The sequence below is a fragment of the Mesorhizobium caraganae genome (genome assembly GCF_016836705.1).
GTDB lineage: Bacteria > Pseudomonadota > Alphaproteobacteria > Rhizobiales > Rhizobiaceae > Mesorhizobium > Mesorhizobium caraganae.
Genome location: NZ_JAFCGY010000036.1, coordinates 22,325 through 41,219, shown reverse-complemented (window position 1 = coordinate 41,219; position 18,895 = coordinate 22,325). Strand labels below are relative to the sequence as shown.

Below are 18,895 nucleotides of genomic sequence, written 5' to 3'. Positions count from 1 at the left end.
GTTGTGTTCTTATCTAGGCGAGAGGCCTGGCGTTATCGCGCGCGCCTTGCTGGATGGCGGACCGAGCTGCGTCGTCCGCCCTTGCTGCTCGCGAAGATCGGAAGCTGTTTGCCGCGAGCTGCCGGGCGCCCCGAGCGGCGCGGCCGGCGGCCCATCGTGCACCGGAGTAGCGCACGGCATTCCTGCCGAACCTCCCATATGAGTAGCGAGCTCCTACGGTGCTGAGATACCCGCCGCCATTCAGGATCGAAGCAATCGACGGTATCTGCATGAGAACGTAGATCCCGATGATCGTCACCAACACCAGCGGCAGCACCAGCGACATTTTGCTGTCCATGGTCGCTCCGCCCGATGTGGCGGTGTTCAGCGCAGCGTTGACGAGCGAGAAGTAGAAGCCGAGAAAGCCGTAGATCAGGATTTGCTGAATCATCAGAAAGGTCGTGAGCGAAAGGAACCCTTCGCTCATGCGCGAGGACCAGCGGTAAAGCCAAAGAATGATCCATATCGGCGCCAACGCGAGCGTGATGAACAACATCACTTTGGCGGCGATGATTGCGGCAATAGCAAGCGCTGCGAAGATGATGGCCGACAGCAGGACGAGCAGCGACAGGAGCGCGCCAAAAATGTCATAGAAGGATCCGCTATAGACCTGATTGGCTACGTCCTGTGCCCCTTGGTAGAGGTTGTCGATTAGCGCTGGAATTGCCGCCTGATCGCTGAGTTGATTGCCGGTGGCTCGCGACACGGCGCCGACGATGACCTTGCCGACCTCATCTGGAATGCTTTGCACGAGCTGATAGATCGTTGTGGAAAATGTGCCCCATCCGGTCAGCAGCAGATAGATGATGATGGCGCGGCCCAGGCGATAGGCCGCTTCGAGTGGCGAAATCGACTCTCGCCCGCTCAGGATCGAGTAGCCCCACCACACGATATAGAGGGTGAGCATGAGGGTGAAGACGTTGCCAATCGCATTGCCCAACTGCATATAGACGGTGCGAACGAAGTCCTCACCGATGTTGTCGATGCCACCGAGAATGCTTTCGGCAAGACCGTTCATGGATCCTCGTCAGTGATGCTGGAGAACGGCGTTGAATTGACAGGCTTCAGCGCGCCGCATTCATCGGCCTCGGCATACGCCAAAGGCCCGCACGGCGCTTTCCGTTCGCGATTTGCGCATCCGAAAAGCACTGCGCCGAGCCCAATAACAGCGCATATGCGCAGCACTCGCCTCGACAAGCGCTAACCTCCGCTCTTGCCAAATTCCGCGAACGGATTGACGTTGCGCGGCGTCATCATCTTCTGCACCTGGCTCTGGCGAAGAAGATCTCCCTTCAGCTTCTCATTCAGGGCCGCGACCGCACCATTCTGGACGCCGATCAATTCGTTGACCGCGCGCGCGTTTTCCAGCTGCATTCGTGTGTTCTGGTCCACCGATCCCTTGACGTCCTGCGACTGCCCAATCTGCCCGCTCGCGGATTGCAGGGACTGTTGGCGCTGGGTGACGCCCTGCGAGGCCTGCGAAGTCAGCGCGCTTAGCAGCGAGGCCACGTTGACGCTGCCGCCATAGGCTGTGTTGACGGCGCTCGTCTCCTTGCCGGCAATCTGCTGGAGCTGCTTCACCAGCTGCAGCCCATTGATGACGGCGCCGGCGATTTTCTGGATTTCGGGCGACAAGCCACCAAACGAAAGCGCGCCACCGTTCAGGATCGATCCGAACGACGGAGCCTGGGCAATCGACATGTTGCCGCCGAGGCCCATTTGTCCGATCCCGAGCGAACCGTCACGACTGCCGCTGAGAGCCTGCAGGATCTCCTCGCTCTTTTTCAGAATATCCTTGTTCGAATCCATGATGGAGTTGGTGTTCTCCGCATTCTTGCGGGCGACATCGAGATTGGCGCCATCGATGACCGCAATCTGTGCAAAGCCCGCGCTGGTCCAAAGCGCCATGCCGGCAGCAATCGCGAATTTCTTCATGTCAGCCTCCTATTGCTGTAGAGAATTGATCACGCTGGCAGCGCCGGCAGGATCACTGGTGATGATCATCGAGCGGCTGTCGGCCGAGTTTGCCCCCGCGTTCTCAACCGCGCATGGTAGCCACCGGCCGCGATCGATCTTCAACCGCTCCAGTTCCGCGGGATCACAAGAGAACGGGTTTGGAGAGCCGCTCTTCGGCTGTTGCACCAGCTTGGACGACTGCGATGCCTGAACATTCTGCAACGATAGAAGTTGGGCCAGCAAAGCCGTAAAATCCCCCGCCTGGGCGAGGTACTGGTTGGTGACACCCGCGTTGCCCCCCCGAGCCGACGAGTTCAGCTCCCAAGCGTCCTTGTATTCAGTCACCTGGCCAACGGTACCCCCTAGCGCGTCGATTGCCGCGTCGTTGGCGCCCATCTGCGATGAACTTGCATCGAGGCCGCCGGCCGCCTTCCTGACCGTGCCCATGGCCGCGTCCTGGGCCGTGCCGCCTGCGCCGTCGGCCGTTACGATCGAGAATGGTGGCGGCGCGGCGGCCGGAGCCTTGCCGCTCGACACATAGTCGTTGAAGTAGCTGTTCCAACGGCCGACACCGCCGGCCCACTCTCTTTGCTCGCCTGCGTTGGATCCGTTGTAGAAGGAGGCGAGACAACTATAATTCGTCGCCCCGCATTGCTTCACGCCCATTCCGAGATATTTGACACCGCCTTCGACGTTCTGCTCGTTCACGTCGCGGTCAAGTCCCATGGACTTACCGGTGCCCTTGGTCAGCTGCATGACGCCTTTGACGCCGGTGTGGCTCCCGGCGCATGTGTCGAAGCGCGATTCCTGATAGGCAACGGACAGCGCCAGGCCTTCGGGCACACCGTATTTTTGCGCATAATAGCGGATCGTCTTCACGTTGCCCGCGTCGCGCTGCAACGCTTCGGCCGGGGATCGGCGAAACATCTGTGAGCGGTATTTGTTCGAGTAGGTGCAGACGACACTTTTCTTCCTGTCGGTTTCGTCCTTCTTGGCCTCATCCGACTTCGTGCTGTGCTGCTCGTCCTCTTGCCGCTTGTCGAGGTTCGAATCGTCGATGACCGCGATCTGAGCGACAGCCACGCTCATGCTTTCCGCCGTCGCGAGAGCCACGGCCAGACAAAAGCTGCTAAGCCGCTTCGTCATGCTCGTTCTCCCATCCGCAGAAGTATGGCAGCCACATCTCCGGCTCATCGCCGAAGGTCTCCCGGAGCCGTGCGCATTCCTTGCTGTTGGCTTCGTTCGAGGACAAGACCTTGATGAGATCGGGCATCGCCGACAAATCGAGCTTGGCGACGATTGAGTCGCTGTCGTGCTTGACGAGGAACGTGCGTGTTTCCTTTGCGGTTCGGCGCACGAACTCGAATTCCTTCGCCGTCAGCGAGAAGCGCTCCATGTAGGACTCCTTGCTCGCCTTCGGGTTGGGGAAGAAAATGTTGGTCTTCGTTTGCTCGATCAGTGACGACGAGATGGAAGAATTGACGACGTCTTCGGCTGTCTGCGTGCCAAAGCCGACCACGCCGTTGCGGCGACGAATGGTCTTCAGCGTCTCATTGATGAAGGCGGCGAAAACCTCGTCGTCCAGCAGCTTCCAACCTTCATCGAGGAAGAGCATGATCGGCGAGCCGTCGATGACGTCCTCAAGACGATGGAAGATGTAGAGCAGCGCCGCCGAGCGCAGCTTTCGATCGCCCAGGATCTTCGTCATGTCGAACCCGACAACGGGTTTCGAGAAATCGACCAGATCGACGGGATTGTTGAAAAGCCAGCCCTTGTCCTTCGGGTCGAGCCAGGGCTGTATCCGCGCGGCCAGATCATTCATGCCAGGCATGAGCGAGCCCCGCAGCACTTCCGGCAGCAGGTCGAAGGTCCGCTGTTCGCGCGGGATCTTGTAGATCATGTCGACGGCGGCGTTGATGACGCGCATCTCCGCCACGTCCAGCGCGCCGCCTTCCGGCGTCAGAATGTAGATGAGCAAATCTTCAAGGAAAGAACGGTTTTCTGCCGTGTCATCAAGCTGCAATGGCGCGAAGCCGGTCGGCTGAGAAGGCTCCATCACCTCGTAGCGACCGCCTAGCGCCCGAACGAAAATTTCAGCGCCGCGCATGTAGTCGAAATAAACACATCGCGGCCGCGGAATGATGCGCATGGCCTGCGCCATCAGGAACGACAGCACCACTGTCTTGCCCGAGCCGGTCGGGCCGAATACCGTGAAGTGCCCGACATCGTGAACGTGGAAATTGAAGTAGTAGGCCGTCTGGCTGGTCGTTTCGAGCAAGGCGATGGGGCGTTTCCAATGCAGCCGCTCACGTTGGCCGGACGGGAAATTGTGTCCTGAAAAAAGGCCGGCGAAATTTAGAGACGAGATCAACGCACGTCGCGCGATGTAGCTGAAATTTCCCGGCAACTGCGCCCAGAAGGCCAGTTCCGTGTTCAGTGTCTCGCGTACCGGCACGATCGACATGCGCGAAAGCTCCGCCGAAATGTCGGATAGCGCACGGTTGAGGCCATTTATGTCGGATGCCAATGCCATGACGCTCATGTGATGTTGACCAAAGACCACTTCGCCGCCGGCCAGCTTGTCAGCGCCGTCGTGGACGGACTCCTCGACCGTCGTGCCCGCCTCGTCGGAACCCTCAACCTGGTTGGCGATGGTGTTGATCCTGCGCATCGCCGTTACACGGTCTTCGATCGCGAAACTCTGCGTCAGGACAAACTCATGGGGCAGGCGCAAGAGACCGTCCAATGATCCCGGAGCGGTGAACGGTGGGTATTCCTTGATCGACACCATGGCGCCGAGCTTGCCTTCGTCCGGCCCGCGAAGTTCCAGTGCGGACTTGCCGAAAAACAGCTGTCTGGTCGCCAGTACATCGCCAAGGGACATGCGCGGCAGAGGCATTTCCACGTCGACGCCGCCGGCTAGGATCTTCGCCAAAAATTCCGCAGGCTCGGAAAAGAAGCTGTCGCGGCGCTTCACAACACCGAGAAGACGCCCCCCATAAGCGGTGAAATCCTTGACCATCCCGTCAAGGATGTCATGCAGTTCGGCAATCGCCTCTTCCCGGGTTTCTTCGCCTGCGGTACTGATGCGGAATGCATTGAGCGCCTTGTCCACCCAGCCGACCCGGCCGACCATCGGGCGCCGTATGACCGTCAGATACGCCTCGTTGACGAAAAGGTTTTTCGACCCAAGCTCATCCATGTAGCGGGCGTCGAGCTCGGCCACGAAAGGATTGTCAAAGTCGCCTTCGATCTCCGGCGTCACGTGGCGGCGGATGATCGTTGTGTAGACCGCAAAGCGAGAGGTCGAGAGATTGCGGAACGTGGTGTTGCGGTTGAACATTCGGCTGTTCAACTCGGCCTGGTCCATCGTCTGGAACGGCAGGCCGCTGAGCTGGATGGCGCCGACCAGAAAGCCGCTCTTCGTCACTATCAGATTGTCATCGACATGGCGAAGGTAGGGGATGTGCATCGCCGCGGGTTTTTCGCGGCGGCGCTCACGGCCAAATTTCAGGTCGGCATCGAGGCTCATGGCGAATAGCTCCTCGCGCCCCAAAAAGTAAGGTTCGCCACCGCTCCGCGTTTGGAGACGCGCCGCTCGAAAATATGAAACATGTAGGGGTCGCGCTGGCACAGATATGCGCTGACCAGATGCACCACGCCGAACACGCCGAGACCGAGCATGAAGCTGCTTGTGGCGATAAAACCGATCACCGCCAGGATGCCGTTCAGCGCGAAAACCTCGTAGCGCACCCCCCATTTCATCGGGGGGCGTGTCAGGGGCAGGTTGACCGGCTCGACATAGACCTCCTCGTCATCCATGTCTCAACTGCCTCCCGCGGTCGCGCGCACCGCATCCACCAACTGGGCAGCGCCGAAGATCAGAGCGATGCCAATGATGATGGAAAAAGCCATCATCCACGCCAGCCGGCCCGTCATGGCGAGGAAGCCGAGAAAACAGACCGCGATGATGGCGAATGAGCGCGCTATGTTGCCCTGCAGAACTCCGACGAACCACTCCAGTACGTTTTCGACTGGCGCCGCCGACTGGGCGTACGCGGTTGCTGGCGCCAGAGCTATTCCGACCGCCGAGGCCAAGGCCAGTTTCAGGGCAAATTTGCCCGCTTTCCTGTATTCCACCATTGGCTCCTTTCAGTTGCCGAAATCCATGACATGACCATCCTGCCAAGCGTCCTCGTTTGCTGGCGGAGTGGCCGCCAGCATTTCGGATTTGGTCAGGACGGACTTCTTCACGACACCGCCGAACTTCCAGCGGTTGAGTATCTTCACGATGTATTCCGCGGTCTCCGGATTCACCGGAATCCCTTGCGCCTTGTAAACGCTGTTGGGCCCGGCGTTATACGCCGCCAGCATCAGCAGCGGATCCTGGAACTCGTCATAGAGTGACTTCAGATAGCGCAAGCCAGCCCGAACATTCGCCTGCGTATCGCAACGGTCGCTCACCCCGAGATCGGCCGCCGTGCCCGGCATCAACTGCATGATCCCAAGGGCTCCGACCTTGGACGGACCCTGACTGGCGCCGAGATCGCTTTCAGCCCATGCAATCGCCTCGGCCAGATCGGCGTCGAATCCTTCTTCTTGCGCGATTGAACGCAAAAGTTGGGCGACTTCAGTACGGTTTCCCGTTTTGCACGCCCCCTGCCTTTTCTCCCCGACCGCGGCAATGGGGTCTGTCGGCGTTGCAAAGGCGACTGCTACGCGGTCTGATGCCAGGTCCCGGCCGTGCGCTTGCAACGGTATTGCAGCAGCACAGAGGGTCAACAGAAGAGCTGTGCGAGTGTTCATACTGTCGCCAAAATTTAACACTTTACTATGGCTACACGCAGCCCTAGTAAAGTGTCAACACCATATGCACCGCAGGGACGGATTTCGAATGAAACAGATTGCCCTTTGCACGGTTTTGCTGCTCCAGGGTGCCGTGGCTTATGCCGCCGGCGCCGACGCCCCAAATGCCTTCGCGCAGCCGTCGGAGCGGTACCTGCTTCAGTTTGCGAAGCCGGGTGAAAAGGTGTTCGTCTATGAGCGCTACGATGCCAAAGGCGCGCTCTTTCAGCGCGATGCGGCGACCCTCATTTCGCCGGTCAAGGTGCCGTCGGCGACCGAGCGCGTCATCAACGGCGTGACCTATCGACTGCGCGGCCTTGCAGCCTGCCCAAAACCGAAGATTACGTACAAGACGCAGCAATGGGACTGCACGAAGGCCGCGCAGGACTATGAAGAAGGAATCTACAACGATCGTGCATCCGTGGTGCTTTGCAAAACACTTGTGCTGCAAAGCAAGAAGGATGAGTCCGACGCCGTGTCGTGTTTCTCTCTCGTGGGTGCGGGCAATGCAAACGACCCGTATAACGTCGCCTACGACGATGACGAAATGGTCTTTTTCGACATGGCGGCAATCGGACGCAACAAGGACGGCAAGTCCCTGCGCCCCGATCTGGAGCACTCCGCCGAGCTCGGTGGACAGTTCCAGGAATGAAACAGGCGAGCTTTGCAGTGTTGGCCGCATTTTGTTTGTGCGCATCGGCACGGGCGCAGGATGCCACCATCTCTGCCGGACCAACGCCCTTCGCGGTATCGAAATCGGCTCAACTGCTGACCGGAGATACCTGGCGTGACGGAGATCACCTTTTCCGCCTCTATGGCGTCCAGTCATGTCTTCGAGGCACGTCAGCCGAAGAGCCAACTGTGAACAAGATCGATTGCGGGAACACCTCGCTGGCGCACCTGGCAGCCCTGTTCGATAGCGCCGCGGTGACATGCCAGCCAATCGGCTTCGCCCTCGACAAAGCGGTTTTTGTCGTGTGCGGTGCGCAGATGAATGGCGAAACAATCGACGTTGGCACCGCGCTCATAGCGACCGGATACGCGTTTGCCGCAACGACAGCAAAGGGCAAAGCCGTCAATGAGAGCTACCTCGTCGCGGAAATCAACGCTAAGATGAAACGCACAGGTCTGTGGGGCACGACGTTTCAGCATCCTGTGCAACTGCTGCTGAGCCAAGTGTTGGAGAGACAACAATGAAGCACGACGATGAAGCGCACAAATACTATTATCCCGTGGAAGGACGCACCGACGGCGCCATTGGCGATGCTATCGCATTCATTGCGATCATCTTGGTGCCGGCAGGACTCTATGCGGCCTGGAATACCGTGGTCTCATGGATTTCGGCGTTCTTCTTCTAGGACTGCAGTTTCGTGAAAGAACCGAGCAACGCGCGCAAATCGTCGTCATCAATCTCGCACCAGCCGTTCCCCAACAACCGCCGGAAATAAGCTGCCTTCATTTTCATCTCAACGACATCGGCCACCGGCGCAGCGGCCGCGCGCCGACGCGCGATAGCCTCTTCCGCCAGGACCGAATCCAATCGCCGGCCGATCAGGGTCGCGTCCGGCCCTTCGGCCCCCATCCATCGCTTGCCGAGACGTTCAACCATGGCGACTGCTTGACGATGCGCCGCGAGCAGATTCGCGACCCCATCAGCCTCTTCCATCACTCCGTTGTTACAGACCACTTGAATGGGCATCGACCGGCTCCACGCGCATGACAATTCGTAAATGATACCTGGGGAAGCGAGAAAAATAGGGATGGGTTCATCCCTCTGCTTCTCAGGCTCCCGAGGCCTTGGCTTCCCCTACTTTTCGCTCATGTGGTCACACTCCGCCCTGCCACCAGACAAAACGTTTCAGATTGTAGGCGAAATTGCCCACACCAATTTTGACCTTGCCGCGGGCGCGACCGGCCGATGGTGCGGGATGAACAGTCCCATGCGGTCCTTCTGTCGGCGAAAGGATGCTCGACACGGGCGCGGGTTCGGGAGCATGTCCGGTTGCCCTGCTCGATATCCTTCGGCATCGGCCTGCCTTCGGCGCCGGTGTTGGTGCTGGCCAGCAACCCGCGTCGACCCTGTCGCCGGTATCCAGAAGACCAAGGAACCGCCCGAAGGTGCGCCAGTCCATGATCTGAACTCGGCGTGCTCATCTGACAGTCCTTAAAGTCTGTAACACCAGGATTTTTTAACATCATCACCGCATCGTAAGGTGGGCGCCCGTCCTGCGACCGATCCGGGCAGTTCAGTGCCTTGGCCGGGCGTTTGCGAAACATCTCCCACGCAACAACCGTGTTCGGCCTCTCCAGCGGGTCGCCCGTCATTCGATCATTTCCCGTGCCGGCCAAAATCGAGTTGACAAAAACGTTGATTGAGGACGAAGGCACGATAGGATACGAAGCCTAGTGAAATGGAACGAAACTAGAGCCTGTAAGTCATTGTTTAGGAACGGAAAGTTATTTCTCCCTCCGCCGAGAGACGGGAGTGATTTCAAAGAATTATTCAAACTACTGGCGGCGGCGGGTGCGGGTCGGCCTTTGGGCAAAGACGGGTTTCCTGCAGGCCCATGGACGCCCGAGCTTCTTGCAGAGGCGATTTCACAGATTGATTCCAACGAGGTTGGGGTCGATCTGCGAACGGTGCAGCTTTGGTTTCAAGAGAACGAGAAGGGAATTAGCACTGCCAACATCCGTTGGCTGGCGAGGATTTTTGGATGCGATGATCCGGTCGCAACTAGCGAATGGCAGATGGAGCTCAGTGCGGCGCAATCGCGGTTATCGGCCAAGAGACGAGAATGGAGGAGAGCTGGAAGCAGCGTTGCACAGGAGATTCCAGATGCGGCACTGACTGCGACCTTCGATGACGAGACAGACTCCCCGGCAGAGCTGACACGGGATACTGACGCCAAGGGGCCGAGCCGGCGTTTTAGTTTGGCGAGGAAATCGGAGGCGTTTTTTAGTCGCGGATCTCCCCTGAATTTACCGGCGTCGGTGTTTGCGGGTGTCACCGCTCTTGGGTTTTTGTCGTATCTTACGGGGATTCACAGCGTGACATATGGCCGGGCGGATGGCGTCGTCAAGCAGGTTGGGTTTCTTTGGACGGCGAATTGGACATTCGTCTTCATGGTATTTTTGCCACTGTTTTTTGCCTTCGTGACCGAGCTGGTGACCTTTTGGAAAGATGAAGCCCGCCCAAAGCTTGTAGCGCAGGGCGACAAGATGGAAAGCGACGATGCCTGGGCGCGCAGCGTACAAGCTTCTTCGTATTCATATTGGGCGGTTTTTTTGATTTGTGTGGTGTTCGCCGGTCTTTTTCAGTGGATCGGCGTGTCTTTAATCCCGTTGCTCAAAGGTGGTGGCAACTATGCGACGGATTGGGGCTCGTTAGCGATTGTGCGCCCTGAGGTTATATCGGTGCCGGAAGCGGTCGTATTCACGGGGCTCGCTTACCTATACATGTGCCTCTGTTTTTATCTGTTCTTCGTAGGCCTCATTTTGCTTTATACGGTGATCCATGATCTTTGGAGAATTGGAGAAGCAGCGAGTAATCCGCCGGAGGTGGATTATCAACACCAGCTCCATGAAGCCAGCCTCCGGATTATGCGTGCTATTTTTCGGTGTACTGTTTTGGGGCTTCTGATCGCCATAGTCATGAAGCTCCAGAGTGCTTACCTGACATCGCGTGGAGAGAATATTGTGGCTTGGTTGGTCGGCGATATGTCTTCCGCCTTCTATGGGCGCAATGATGTGAGCGCCGGGATTATCTACCGTAGGCCGACCCATTACAGTAGCCTTCTTATCGCTATTTCGACCTGTGTTGTATTTCTGTACGGCTTCATCCGCTTAGGTGTCGAACGTCGGTTTTGTATGTCTTTGTGGAGGATGTCAGCGATCGTAGCGTTACTCGTGACTGGCTACTTGCTGATCGATGCATTTGTTGGCTTTTCGATCCTTCTGGGCGTTGGAGTGCTGTTCGCAATATACGGCCTGTTTGATCCGGGGTTGGGGCGATGGCAAGCGAGTAAGTTAGGAAACAATCAGAGTGTATCATAGGTGGCTTGATCATTGGGATGAGCGGCGGGCGCGACGCGGTGAGGAAGGGAAGAAACCAACGGGTTTCGCCCTTGACGCGGAACGCGCCTTTCCAGGTGCGAAGAAGATAACAAGTATCGAGGAATTCTGTGCCCTTGCGGACCAAGCCGTGGCTAATCCAGCCTTTTTCGATGACCCGAATGTGAGTGATCAGGGGTTTGAAAGGCTAGATGGCTGGCTCAAATTTTCATCGGACATTTCTACTGATGTCGAACAGAACAATGTCGTCTCGGCGAAAATCACAGAAAGCGGGTCGTTCGATCAGGCGATGGTGATTTTTCACCATTGGAATGCAAGCGCCCGGAATCGTCAGATTGCCCACTTTTTCTCGCGGCGTGGCATCACGGTTGTCGAGATTGCTATGCCTTATCACTTGGAACGTAGCCGTCCCAGCTCCGTGCACGCCGACTATATGCTTAGCCCTAATCTCGGTCGAACGATCCAATCTGTAAGGCAGGCAGTGTTGGATGGGCGAAAACTCATACGTTGGTTGAAGATCGAAGGCTATCGAGAGATTTCGGTTCTCGGTATGAGCTTAGGCTCCTGGGTTGCGGGGGTGGTCGCGGCGCACGACTCGGCTGTGTCAAAAGCCTCGTTGTTTCTGACGGCGGGGAGTCTAGCGGATATGGTTTGGACGGGTCGCGCGACACGATTGATACGTGATAGCCTTGAGCCTGAGATTGAGCTGACCGATCTCAGAAGGGCCTGGGGTCCACTTAACTTGGAGAATTACGCCCATAGTTTGGCACGGCCTGATCTCGATCTTCATGTTGTGTTGGCTAAGAGAGACAAAGTGGTGTTGCCAGAGCTATCGGAGAGGTTCATGCAGGCGCTGAAGGACGCCGGAGCTAGGCCAAATATTTTGAAATTAAACTGTGGTCACTATTCGCTCGCCATGCCGCCTTACATTTTATTGGCCGGTTTGAGCTTGAAGCGGTTTCTGTCGCGTGCTGACAAGTCGGCCCAGAGAGCATGAGTTTGGCTTTGGCCGGTCAGTTAATTAGCAAATTCTCTGGTAGGCATCACGACACGAAATTGATGAATGTGGGGTCGCCCCCTACCGGAACCGACCCCTGGAAGTGGCCGACAAAGGCGCAGGCATGAAACCGGCAATTGTCGAAAAGGCCACGACACCCTTCTTCTCTACAGCCGGCGGCAATCACACCGGGCTAGGTTTGACGGCTTGTTCTCATATGGTTTCGACCCTCAATGGAAAGCTGTTCATCAGCAGCATTCCCGGCGCCGGCACAGTCGTCCATGTCAAAGTCCCCTTATCATCCCCGCCGCTGCAACAGGCTAACAGCCGACGACGACAGCAGCGGCCCGACAGCCGCGGCGGGGGCGCTAGTCGGCCGCCGGGCCTGACCGGCAGGGGCATAGGAGCGGTCGCCGGCTGGGGCGAATTATAGCCCTTTAGGAACACTCGTGGGGCGGCTAGGTGTCGGCTCTGCCAGGCGGGATCTTTTCGGAAAACAGGAAGGTCGCTGGATCAAGTTTCAACGCCTTGGCGATCGCCGCAATCGTGTCCACGCTGATATTGCCGCTCGCGCGTTCCAGTTTCGTGAATGTCGCCTCCGCCACACCGATGAGTTCGGCCATCTCATAGCGGTGCAAAGTACGTCGTTGTCGCTCAAAATCGATGATGTGCGCCAGCCGCTTGCGGATCGCATTGTCGTCCAACCGATGCGCCCATTCCGGAACTTTCTTACCGCCGGCGAGCAGTCCTGCAAAAGACACTTGCAAGCCCTTTGCCATGATCTGCAGCGTCGTCAATGTGACATTATTTTTCTGACGCACCGTCTGAATGTAGGTTCGATAGGCCAGTTTTTCGCCCTCGGCGGTCCGAAACAGCTCGGCCATGTGCATATGGGAGAGGCCACGTCTGGCTCTCTCCCGCTCAAGCGTCAGGGCAATGTTGGCGCGCAACGGGTTGTTGACCACGCCCGTATCGTCTCGTTTCATAAATCGATGTAGTCGCACAAACCTGCCTTTTCGATCTGTCTTTTTTCGCGCGGATCATCCATAGTAAACTGTCAAAATCCGCAGCGAGGAAAAGGCTATGACCATACTCAAATTCCTTTTGTTGGGTGCCGTCGCCATCGTGGGCACCGCAGCTCTTCCATCCCAATCACAGGCGTCGGAATGGGGCTGTCAAGTCCTCCTCTGTCTTTCCGGCGACTGGCAGGGTACCCCCTCGTGCCACCCGCCAATTTACAAGTTGATTGCGGCGATGGAAGCCCCGGGTTTTGACTGGCCGACTTGTCCGCAAGCCAACTCCAGCGCCGCGAGGTTCGAGAAGTATGAGGATTGTCCGCCTGGCTGGCAAGCAGTTGGCGGCAACGATTCCGATCGACCCGGAATGGGGCAAGAACGGAACATCTGCCGCATCGCGGCCGACACACTCACGCTGCCCGTCACTTTCATGAATAGTCGCCTCGGCCAGAATCATGACAATGGATCTCGACAGGCCCAGATCGAAATCAACGGAAAGTTGGTGGCGGCAAAAATCCAAACCACCGCAGTCGATAGAGGGCCTTCCCGTGGTAACGGCTCGACCTTCGTCATCATCTCTCGGCCGATGCGCGAAAAACCCTGGTTCATCGAGTATGACGACGCGAACGGTATGCGCCAGAAAAGCTGGTTCAATCTCAACATGCCCTAAGCCAGGCGATCGAGCAGGACGAGGCACTATCAGGGTCACAATTCTGGGAGGTTTGTAGTGTTTAAGGTACTTCTCCTGTCCACTGTGATTTTGAACACAGGCGCTGTGTTGATGGCGGCTAGTCAGAGCGACAAGCCGCGATCAAACGTGGACAATCCTATCTGGCCCGCTTCACTGAAATGGGAGTGCAAGACCGCTGCCAAAATCGTGTGTGAGCGTGATGGCAGTTGCTCGGTGGCTGAGGACCACACTGGATTTGTGCTGAACTACGGCAGCAACGAAGCTGAGTTCCCGACCAGCAATGTCAGGATCAAACGCCACTATCAACAGACCGTGCAGGCAAGCCCTTTGCAGCAGGAAGTTAAAGTCGAACTGGCCGACAATCGGGTTCTTTGGCTGACGGCCGTGGATGCCAGCCGCACTTATTCGCAAGCGTGGGTCGGCGCACTGAGCGAGTTGAAGGGTGGCGCGGTACTGATGGTATCCGAGGGAGTCTATTGCATGCCGCACAAGTGAGTGCGCCGAGAGGGGAGGCGAGCGAAGGCCGATATGGTCTGACCCGGTACGCCAGCCCGGCTGTTAATAAGAGTTCAGAGTCTCCGGCCAAATTTAATCAAACGATGAGGGTATCTTAAGTAGTGTCGAACTTGTGAACCGAGACGTCGATAGGCGTTACTGCTGAAACATTGATGGATAGCTCTCGATGACGATCGGTAAGACTTTCTGAGAGCGATATGTATAATTTGCAATATTGAGAAATATTAACCTTTACTGATGAAAGTCGCGTAACATATATTATGGAACTTACCAAAATATATTGTAAAACAATGTGCCGTGAGGTCGATACGCGAGCCCACTGTCTCTTCTAGACTAGGACATAGACCCATAAAGGGGATTGAACGAAGCCGCTGACGCGGCATTTGGCGGGTCGGTTTGCGGGTGAAGCTTCTGTTTTAGAGGATTGCGGCTGTTGAAGCGCAATCTTGAGAACAGGAGCAATAAAATGGCCGAGTTGAGCCCGCTTCGCCGGCGCATGATCGAGGATATGACGATCCGTAATCTGTCGCCGGCCACGCAGCGATCCTACGTGCATGCCGTGGCGAAGTTTTCGCGCCTAAGTGCAGCCCGCTTCATTCGCAAAGCCAGCGTCGCCGTCCAGAGCCCATGATTCCATGAGTTAGCTTTCCAGAAGCGAATTGAACAAATCGATTGTTCGGTTGGTGCGCATCCACAAGATGGATGCATGCCTGCATATTCACCAGGTCGAGATGCTAGTCCGCAAAGCTGCCCTACCCGGTGGCACATATAACGAGGGCGAAGCGACCATGATGAGACCGCCGCAGATCATCAGAGCAAGGCCCGCAGCGACAACTGACTTGTCTCTGTAATATTTCCCGATTGTCCCACCTGGTAACGCCAAGGCAACACCCGGCGTAAGATAGAGACCGATTAGCAGACCGATCTCGGAAGATTAAAAGCCAAATTCGTGTCTGAGCATCGGGGCGAGCGCCGCAACACTGTGAAATTGAAATGCCATCGCAGTTCTGACTGCGAAGAGCAGAGCAAGGACGCTCCACCGACGGATCACGAACCAGTCAAGGTGCCGGCCTGACGTTCTGGTTCAGGCGGAAGAAATTGGTAGGATCATACTTGTTTTTCAAAGCGGCCAACCTTGGGTAGTTCCCACCGTAGGCCGCCGAACCCTGTCAGCGCCCTCTTCGCCCGAGATTGTTGGCATAGACGCCTCCGGTCGAGAACGGTCTCATCGCATCCCATAGGACCTGCATCAGCTTACCGAATAGTTTGCAACAGAACCAGCTGGAGCCCCCTTGGAACTGGCGGCTCAAGACCCCGCAAGTTCAGCGGCCTGACCTGCGGCCTTCGCTGGCCGGTGTAGGCGGGAGCCTGATTTCGTTTGTGCACCCGGAAGAACGCCTTCGTCAGCTAATCGTCAGCTAGGTGGTCTATCCAGACCTGCCGCGCCTAACCAGCCTGAACTGAATGCGAAACAAAAGGAGTGCGAATCGTCATGTACGGTCGAATTGGTGGCTCATCCAATATCCCCGACACGCGCAGTGGCGAAGCTGACGCAACAAATCAGTCGGGTGCCGAGGGGCGCCTAACCATTCGCGAGGCGGTGCTCGTCCCTCGCGACCTCCCCACAGCAGGTTCGGTCTGACGGATGCGCGGCGCAATTGCTTCGTTTCTTTCCAACAATATTCAGGATGCCCATCTGGATTTGCCAACAGTCGGCCGTTGGCAAGCGCGAGACCCCGCAGAAATTGCTAGGGATCTTATGGATGTCGACTACCTTGTCATTCCGCTCGATATATTTCTTCCCTCGGCTGCCCAAGCAGGGCAGGAGCTAGAATATGCCCTAACCAGGATGGCGTCGCTCTTCGCCAGCGTGGCCGGTGCCTTCGACCTTGGTACAAACATCCCAATCATCATGGTCTCCCGCAAAGATTACGCGGATGGAATGTCGGTAGGCATCGCAGAGGCTGCTTTCAGCTTCTCCAGGTCATTTGCCGGGGAAACAGCTTGCCCGCGCCTGCTGTGCATTCCGGTCGGGCATGTCGACCCAAAATCGCTAACTGCCCTCATCTCCAGGGAGCTAGACTGCAGTCTGGAAGATACCGCCGATGTGGTGGTCTATGATGGAAAGCAGCGAGCTGTCACTCAACTGCAAGAGATTCCATCTGCGCTGCAATTCCCTCATCGACTAGACGTCACTGCATCCTACCTCGTAACTGGGTGGAATGTGCGGCGCGATGTCTGATCGACGAGCCATCGAGGAACTTGCCGGTGCCGCATCCGCGCGGCGCTCTTCGCCGAAAAGGCACTGGGCGAACTGCCGTTCAGGCCCTTCCCCGCCGGCCTCACCCGGCAGGGGCCGCTGGCGGAGATGTTTTGAGGCTTGGGCGAAGAGCGGCCGTCGGCAAAAGACGCAGAAAACCCTTCTCCTCACGAGAAGGTGGCAGGGTGCTGCCGCGCCGATTGCAAAATCTTTGCGCCTCGCCCGTCCCCTCCTCCAGTCTTGACTCGTGCCAGCCGAGGGCCTATCTCACCGCCACGTTAGCACTCGCTTCTAGTGAGTGCTAACAACTCTCCGGCAACGGAGAACCGTTCAACATCCGCACCAGGGACATCCAAAAATGGCAAAGTCGAATTTCCGGCCGCTGCATGACCGCGTGGTCGTTCGCCGCGTCGAGTCCGAAGCGAAGACCGCTGGCGGGATCATCATCCCCGATACCGCAAAGGAAAAGCCGCAGGAAGGCGAGATCATCGCCGCCGGCTCTGGCGCGCGCGACGAGGCGGGTAAGCTCGTGCCCCTGGACGTCAAGGCTGGCGACCGCATCCTGTTCGGCAAGTGGTCCGGCACCGAAGTCAAGCTCAACGGCGAAGACCTTCTGATCATGAAGGAAGCCGACATCATGGGCATCATCGGCTGACACGCCGCCGCCTTTCATCCGCACCATCCAATCTGAATTTCGGGCGAAATGCCCAGGAGTAAAAAATGGCTGCCAAAGACGTAAAATTCTCCCGTGATGCCCGGGAGCGCATGCTTCACGGCATCAACATCCTCGCCGACGCGGTGAAGGTCACGCTCGGCCCCAAGGGCCGCAACGTCGTCATCGACAAGTCGTTTGGCGCGCCGCGCATCACGAAGGACGGCGTCACCGTCGCCAAGGAAATCGAACTTTCCGACAAGTTCGAGAACATGGGCGCTCAGATGATCCGCGAAGTCGCGTCCAAGACCAACGACATCGCCGGCGACGGCACCACGACCGCGACCGTTCTGGCGCAGTCGATCGTTCAGGAAGGCCATAAGGCGGTTGCCGCCGGCATGAACCCGATGGACCTGAAGCGCGGCATCGATCTGGCCGTCACCGAAGTCGTCGCTCACCTCGTCAAGAACGCCAAGAAGATCAAGACCTCGGAAGAAGTCGCCCAGGTCGGCACGATCGCCGGCAATGGCGACGAGTCGGTCGGCAAGATGATCGCGGAAGCGATGCAGAAGGTCGGCAACGAAGGCGTCATCACGGTCGAGGAAGCCAAGACCGCCGAGACCGAACTCGAAGTCGTCGAAGGCATGCAGTTCGACCGCGGCTATCTCTCGCCCTACTTCGTCACCAACGCCGACAAGATGGTTGCCGATCTGGAAGACGCCTACATCCTTCTCCACGAGAAGAAGCTCTCCAACCTGCAGGCCATGCTGCCGATCCTCGAGGCTGTCGTGCAGACCTCGAAGCCGCTGGTCATCATCTCGGAAGACGTCGAAGGCGAGGCTCTGGCCACGCTCGTCGTCAACAAGCTGCGTGGCGGCCTGAAGATCGCCGCCGTCAAGGCGCCGGGCTTCGGTGATCGCCGCAAGGCCATGCTGGAAGACATCGCCATCCTCACCGGTGGCCAGGTCATCTCGGAAGACCTCGGCATCAAGCTCGAGAATGTCGGCCTCAACATGCTCGGCCGCGCCAAGAAGGTGTCGATCTCCAAGGAGAACACCACCATCGTCGACGGCGCCGGCAAGAAGGCCGAGATCCAGGGCCGCGTCGCCCAGATCAAGCAGCAGATCGAGGAGACCACCTCGGACTACGACAAGGAGAAGCTGCAGGAACGTCTCGCGAAGCTCGCGGGCGGCGTTGCGGTGATCCGTGTCGGCGGTGCGACGGAAGTCGAAGTCAAGGAAAAGAAGGACCGCGTCGATGACGCCCTCAACGCGACCCGCGCGGCCGTGGAAGAAGGCATCGTTGCAGGCGGCGGCGTCGCCCTGCTGCGCGCTTCGCTGGCCATCACCGTCACCGGCGCCAATGCCGATCAGACGGCCGGCATCGCCATCGTCCGGCGCGCCCTGCAGGCTCCGGCCCGCCAGATCGCTGCGAATGCAGGCGCCGAAGCTTCGATCGTCGCCGGCAAGATCCTCGACAACAAGGATGCGACCTTCGGCTACAACGCCCAGACCGGCGACTATGGCGACATGATCGCCATGGGTATCGTCGATCCGATGAAGGTCGTGCGCACGGCTCTCCAGGACGCGGCCTCGGTCGCCGGCCTGCTGGTAACCACCGAAGCCATGATCGCCGAGGCTCCGAAGAAGGAGTCCGCTGGCGGCATGCCGGGTGGTATGCCCGGCGGTGGCATGGGCGGCATGGGCGGCATGGATTTCTAAGCCCACGTACCCTAACGATCTCGGAAAGGGCGGCAGCGATGCCGCCCTTTTTCTTTGGGCGAACTTTTTTGCCCACAAGGGGCCGGCGTCTAGAATGCGGGCAGGCCCGATCACGGGCACCATACGGCGGC

General features: G+C 58.0%; 20 protein-coding genes and 2 pseudogenes. 12 read left to right on the top strand and 10 right to left on the bottom strand.

Features of this window, described 5'->3' with window-relative positions; translation table 11 throughout:
• Positions 1-13: 13 nt before the first annotated feature.
• The 7 genes from JQK88_RS31265 to JQK88_RS31235 form a co-directional block, all read right to left on the bottom strand.
• On the bottom strand, positions 14-1,057 hold the full coding sequence (locus tag JQK88_RS31265; protein ID WP_203280498.1) for a TrbL/VirB6 family protein: 1,044 nt from the start codon (positions 1,055-1,057) through the stop codon (positions 14-16).
• Positions 1,058-1,239: 182 nt separating this feature from the next.
• Entirely contained in the window at positions 1,240-1,947 is a 708-nt protein-coding gene (locus JQK88_RS31260) for a type IV secretion system protein (protein ID WP_203280497.1), read from the bottom strand.
• A 36-nt stretch (positions 1,948-1,983) separates the two neighbouring features.
• A complete protein-coding gene (locus JQK88_RS31255) occupies positions 1,984-3,141 on the bottom strand; it encodes a transglycosylase SLT domain-containing protein (RefSeq protein ID WP_203280496.1) in 1,158 nt (385 codons plus the stop codon).
• Positions 3,125-5,527: a VirB4 family type IV secretion/conjugal transfer ATPase gene (locus JQK88_RS31250; RefSeq protein ID WP_203280495.1), complete on the bottom strand. Its 2,403-nt coding sequence runs from the start codon at positions 5,525-5,527 to the stop codon at positions 3,125-3,127. Before JQK88_RS31250 ends, JQK88_RS31255 begins: the two co-directional genes overlap by 17 nt.
• Positions 5,524-5,817: a VirB3 family type IV secretion system protein gene (locus tag JQK88_RS31245; RefSeq protein ID WP_203280494.1), complete on the bottom strand. Its 294-nt coding sequence runs from the start codon at positions 5,815-5,817 to the stop codon at positions 5,524-5,526. Before JQK88_RS31245 ends, JQK88_RS31250 begins: the two co-directional genes overlap by 4 nt.
• A 3-nt stretch (positions 5,818-5,820) precedes the next feature.
• Positions 5,821-6,138 (bottom strand): TrbC/VirB2 family type IV secretion system protein, encoded by a 318-nt coding sequence (locus tag JQK88_RS31240; RefSeq protein ID WP_203280493.1) that lies wholly within the window; start codon positions 6,136-6,138, stop codon positions 5,821-5,823.
• Positions 6,139-6,147: 9 nt separating this feature from the next.
• Positions 6,148-6,801 (bottom strand): lytic transglycosylase domain-containing protein, encoded by a 654-nt coding sequence (locus JQK88_RS31235; RefSeq protein WP_203280492.1) that lies wholly within the window; start codon positions 6,799-6,801, stop codon positions 6,148-6,150.
• 88 nt (positions 6,802-6,889) lie between these two features.
• Between JQK88_RS31235 and JQK88_RS31230 the strand changes: the two genes are divergently transcribed.
• Genes JQK88_RS31230 through JQK88_RS31220 form a run of 3 tightly spaced genes read left to right on the top strand, consistent with a single transcriptional unit; the run spans position 6,890 to position 8,198 of the window.
• A complete protein-coding gene (locus JQK88_RS31230) occupies positions 6,890-7,492 on the top strand; it encodes a hypothetical protein (RefSeq protein WP_203280491.1) in 603 nt (200 codons plus the stop codon).
• Positions 7,489-8,037, top strand: a complete 549-nt coding sequence (locus JQK88_RS31225; RefSeq protein WP_203280490.1) for a thermonuclease family protein — start codon at positions 7,489-7,491, stop codon at positions 8,035-8,037. The genes JQK88_RS31230 and JQK88_RS31225 overlap by 4 nt, the downstream gene beginning before the upstream one ends.
• Positions 8,034-8,198, top strand: a complete 165-nt coding sequence (locus JQK88_RS31220) for a hypothetical protein (RefSeq protein ID WP_203280489.1) — start codon at positions 8,034-8,036, stop codon at positions 8,196-8,198. Before JQK88_RS31225 ends, JQK88_RS31220 begins: the two co-directional genes overlap by 4 nt.
• Here the strand turns inward: JQK88_RS31220 and JQK88_RS31215 are convergent.
• Positions 8,195-8,539: a hypothetical protein gene (locus tag JQK88_RS31215; protein ID WP_203280488.1), complete on the bottom strand. Its 345-nt coding sequence runs from the start codon at positions 8,537-8,539 to the stop codon at positions 8,195-8,197. The two genes, JQK88_RS31220 and JQK88_RS31215, sit on opposite strands and share 4 nt — an antisense overlap.
• Positions 8,540-9,279: 740 nt before the next feature.
• On the opposite strand from JQK88_RS31215, the gene JQK88_RS31210 reads away from it, so the two are divergent.
• The 3 genes from JQK88_RS31210 (at position 9,280) to JQK88_RS37610 (ending at position 12,341) form a co-directional block, all read left to right on the top strand.
• Positions 9,280-10,893, top strand: coding sequence for an RcgA family putative transporter (locus tag JQK88_RS31210; RefSeq protein WP_203280507.1), 1,614 nt, complete (start codon positions 9,280-9,282; stop codon positions 10,891-10,893).
• Positions 10,883-11,908, top strand: a complete 1,026-nt coding sequence (locus tag JQK88_RS31205) for an alpha/beta fold hydrolase (RefSeq protein ID WP_203280487.1) — start codon at positions 10,883-10,885, stop codon at positions 11,906-11,908. Before JQK88_RS31210 ends, JQK88_RS31205 begins: the two co-directional genes overlap by 11 nt.
• A gap of 103 nt (positions 11,909-12,011) precedes the next feature.
• The gene (locus JQK88_RS37610) at positions 12,012-12,341 is read left to right on the top strand and encodes an ATP-binding protein (RefSeq protein ID WP_376740478.1); all 330 of its coding nucleotides are present in this window, start codon (positions 12,012-12,014) and stop codon (positions 12,339-12,341) included.
• Positions 12,342-12,366: 25 nt separating this feature from the next.
• On the opposite strand, the gene JQK88_RS31195 is transcribed toward JQK88_RS37610, so the two are convergent.
• Positions 12,367-12,873, bottom strand: a complete 507-nt coding sequence (locus JQK88_RS31195) for a helix-turn-helix domain-containing protein (protein WP_312037362.1) — start codon at positions 12,871-12,873, stop codon at positions 12,367-12,369.
• A 118-nt stretch (positions 12,874-12,991) separates the two neighbouring features.
• On the opposite strand from JQK88_RS31195, the gene JQK88_RS31190 reads away from it, so the two are divergent.
• From JQK88_RS31190 to JQK88_RS31180, 3 genes and pseudogenes are all read left to right on the top strand, one after another.
• Positions 12,992-13,594: a hypothetical protein gene (locus JQK88_RS31190; RefSeq protein WP_203280484.1), complete on the top strand. Its 603-nt coding sequence runs from the start codon at positions 12,992-12,994 to the stop codon at positions 13,592-13,594.
• 57 nt (positions 13,595-13,651) lie between these two features.
• Positions 13,652-14,110 (top strand): hypothetical protein, encoded by a 459-nt coding sequence (locus JQK88_RS31185; RefSeq protein WP_203280483.1) that lies wholly within the window; start codon positions 13,652-13,654, stop codon positions 14,108-14,110.
• A gap of 487 nt (positions 14,111-14,597) precedes the next feature.
• Positions 14,598-14,708: pseudogene (locus JQK88_RS31180) on the top strand (tyrosine-type recombinase/integrase); the annotation flags it as partial.
• A gap of 481 nt (positions 14,709-15,189) precedes the next feature.
• Here the strand turns inward: JQK88_RS31180 and JQK88_RS31175 are convergent.
• A pseudogene (locus JQK88_RS31175) lies at positions 15,190-15,282 on the bottom strand (BBE domain-containing protein); the annotation flags it as partial.
• A 494-nt stretch (positions 15,283-15,776) separates the two neighbouring features.
• Between JQK88_RS31175 and JQK88_RS31170 the strand changes: the two are divergent.
• The 3 genes from JQK88_RS31170 (at position 15,777) to groL (ending at position 18,764) form a co-directional block, all read left to right on the top strand.
• Positions 15,777-16,373, top strand: coding sequence for a hypothetical protein (locus tag JQK88_RS31170; protein WP_203280482.1), 597 nt, complete (start codon positions 15,777-15,779; stop codon positions 16,371-16,373).
• 376 nt (positions 16,374-16,749) lie between these two features.
• A complete protein-coding gene (groES, locus tag JQK88_RS31165) occupies positions 16,750-17,046 on the top strand; it encodes a co-chaperone GroES (protein ID WP_123169349.1) in 297 nt (98 codons plus the stop codon).
• A gap of 65 nt (positions 17,047-17,111) precedes the next feature.
• Positions 17,112-18,764 carry a chaperonin GroEL gene (groL, locus tag JQK88_RS31160; RefSeq protein WP_203280481.1) on the top strand — a complete coding sequence of 551 codons (1,653 nt, stop codon included), beginning with the start codon at positions 17,112-17,114 and terminating at the stop codon, positions 18,762-18,764.
• Positions 18,765-18,895 lie beyond the last annotated feature (131 nt).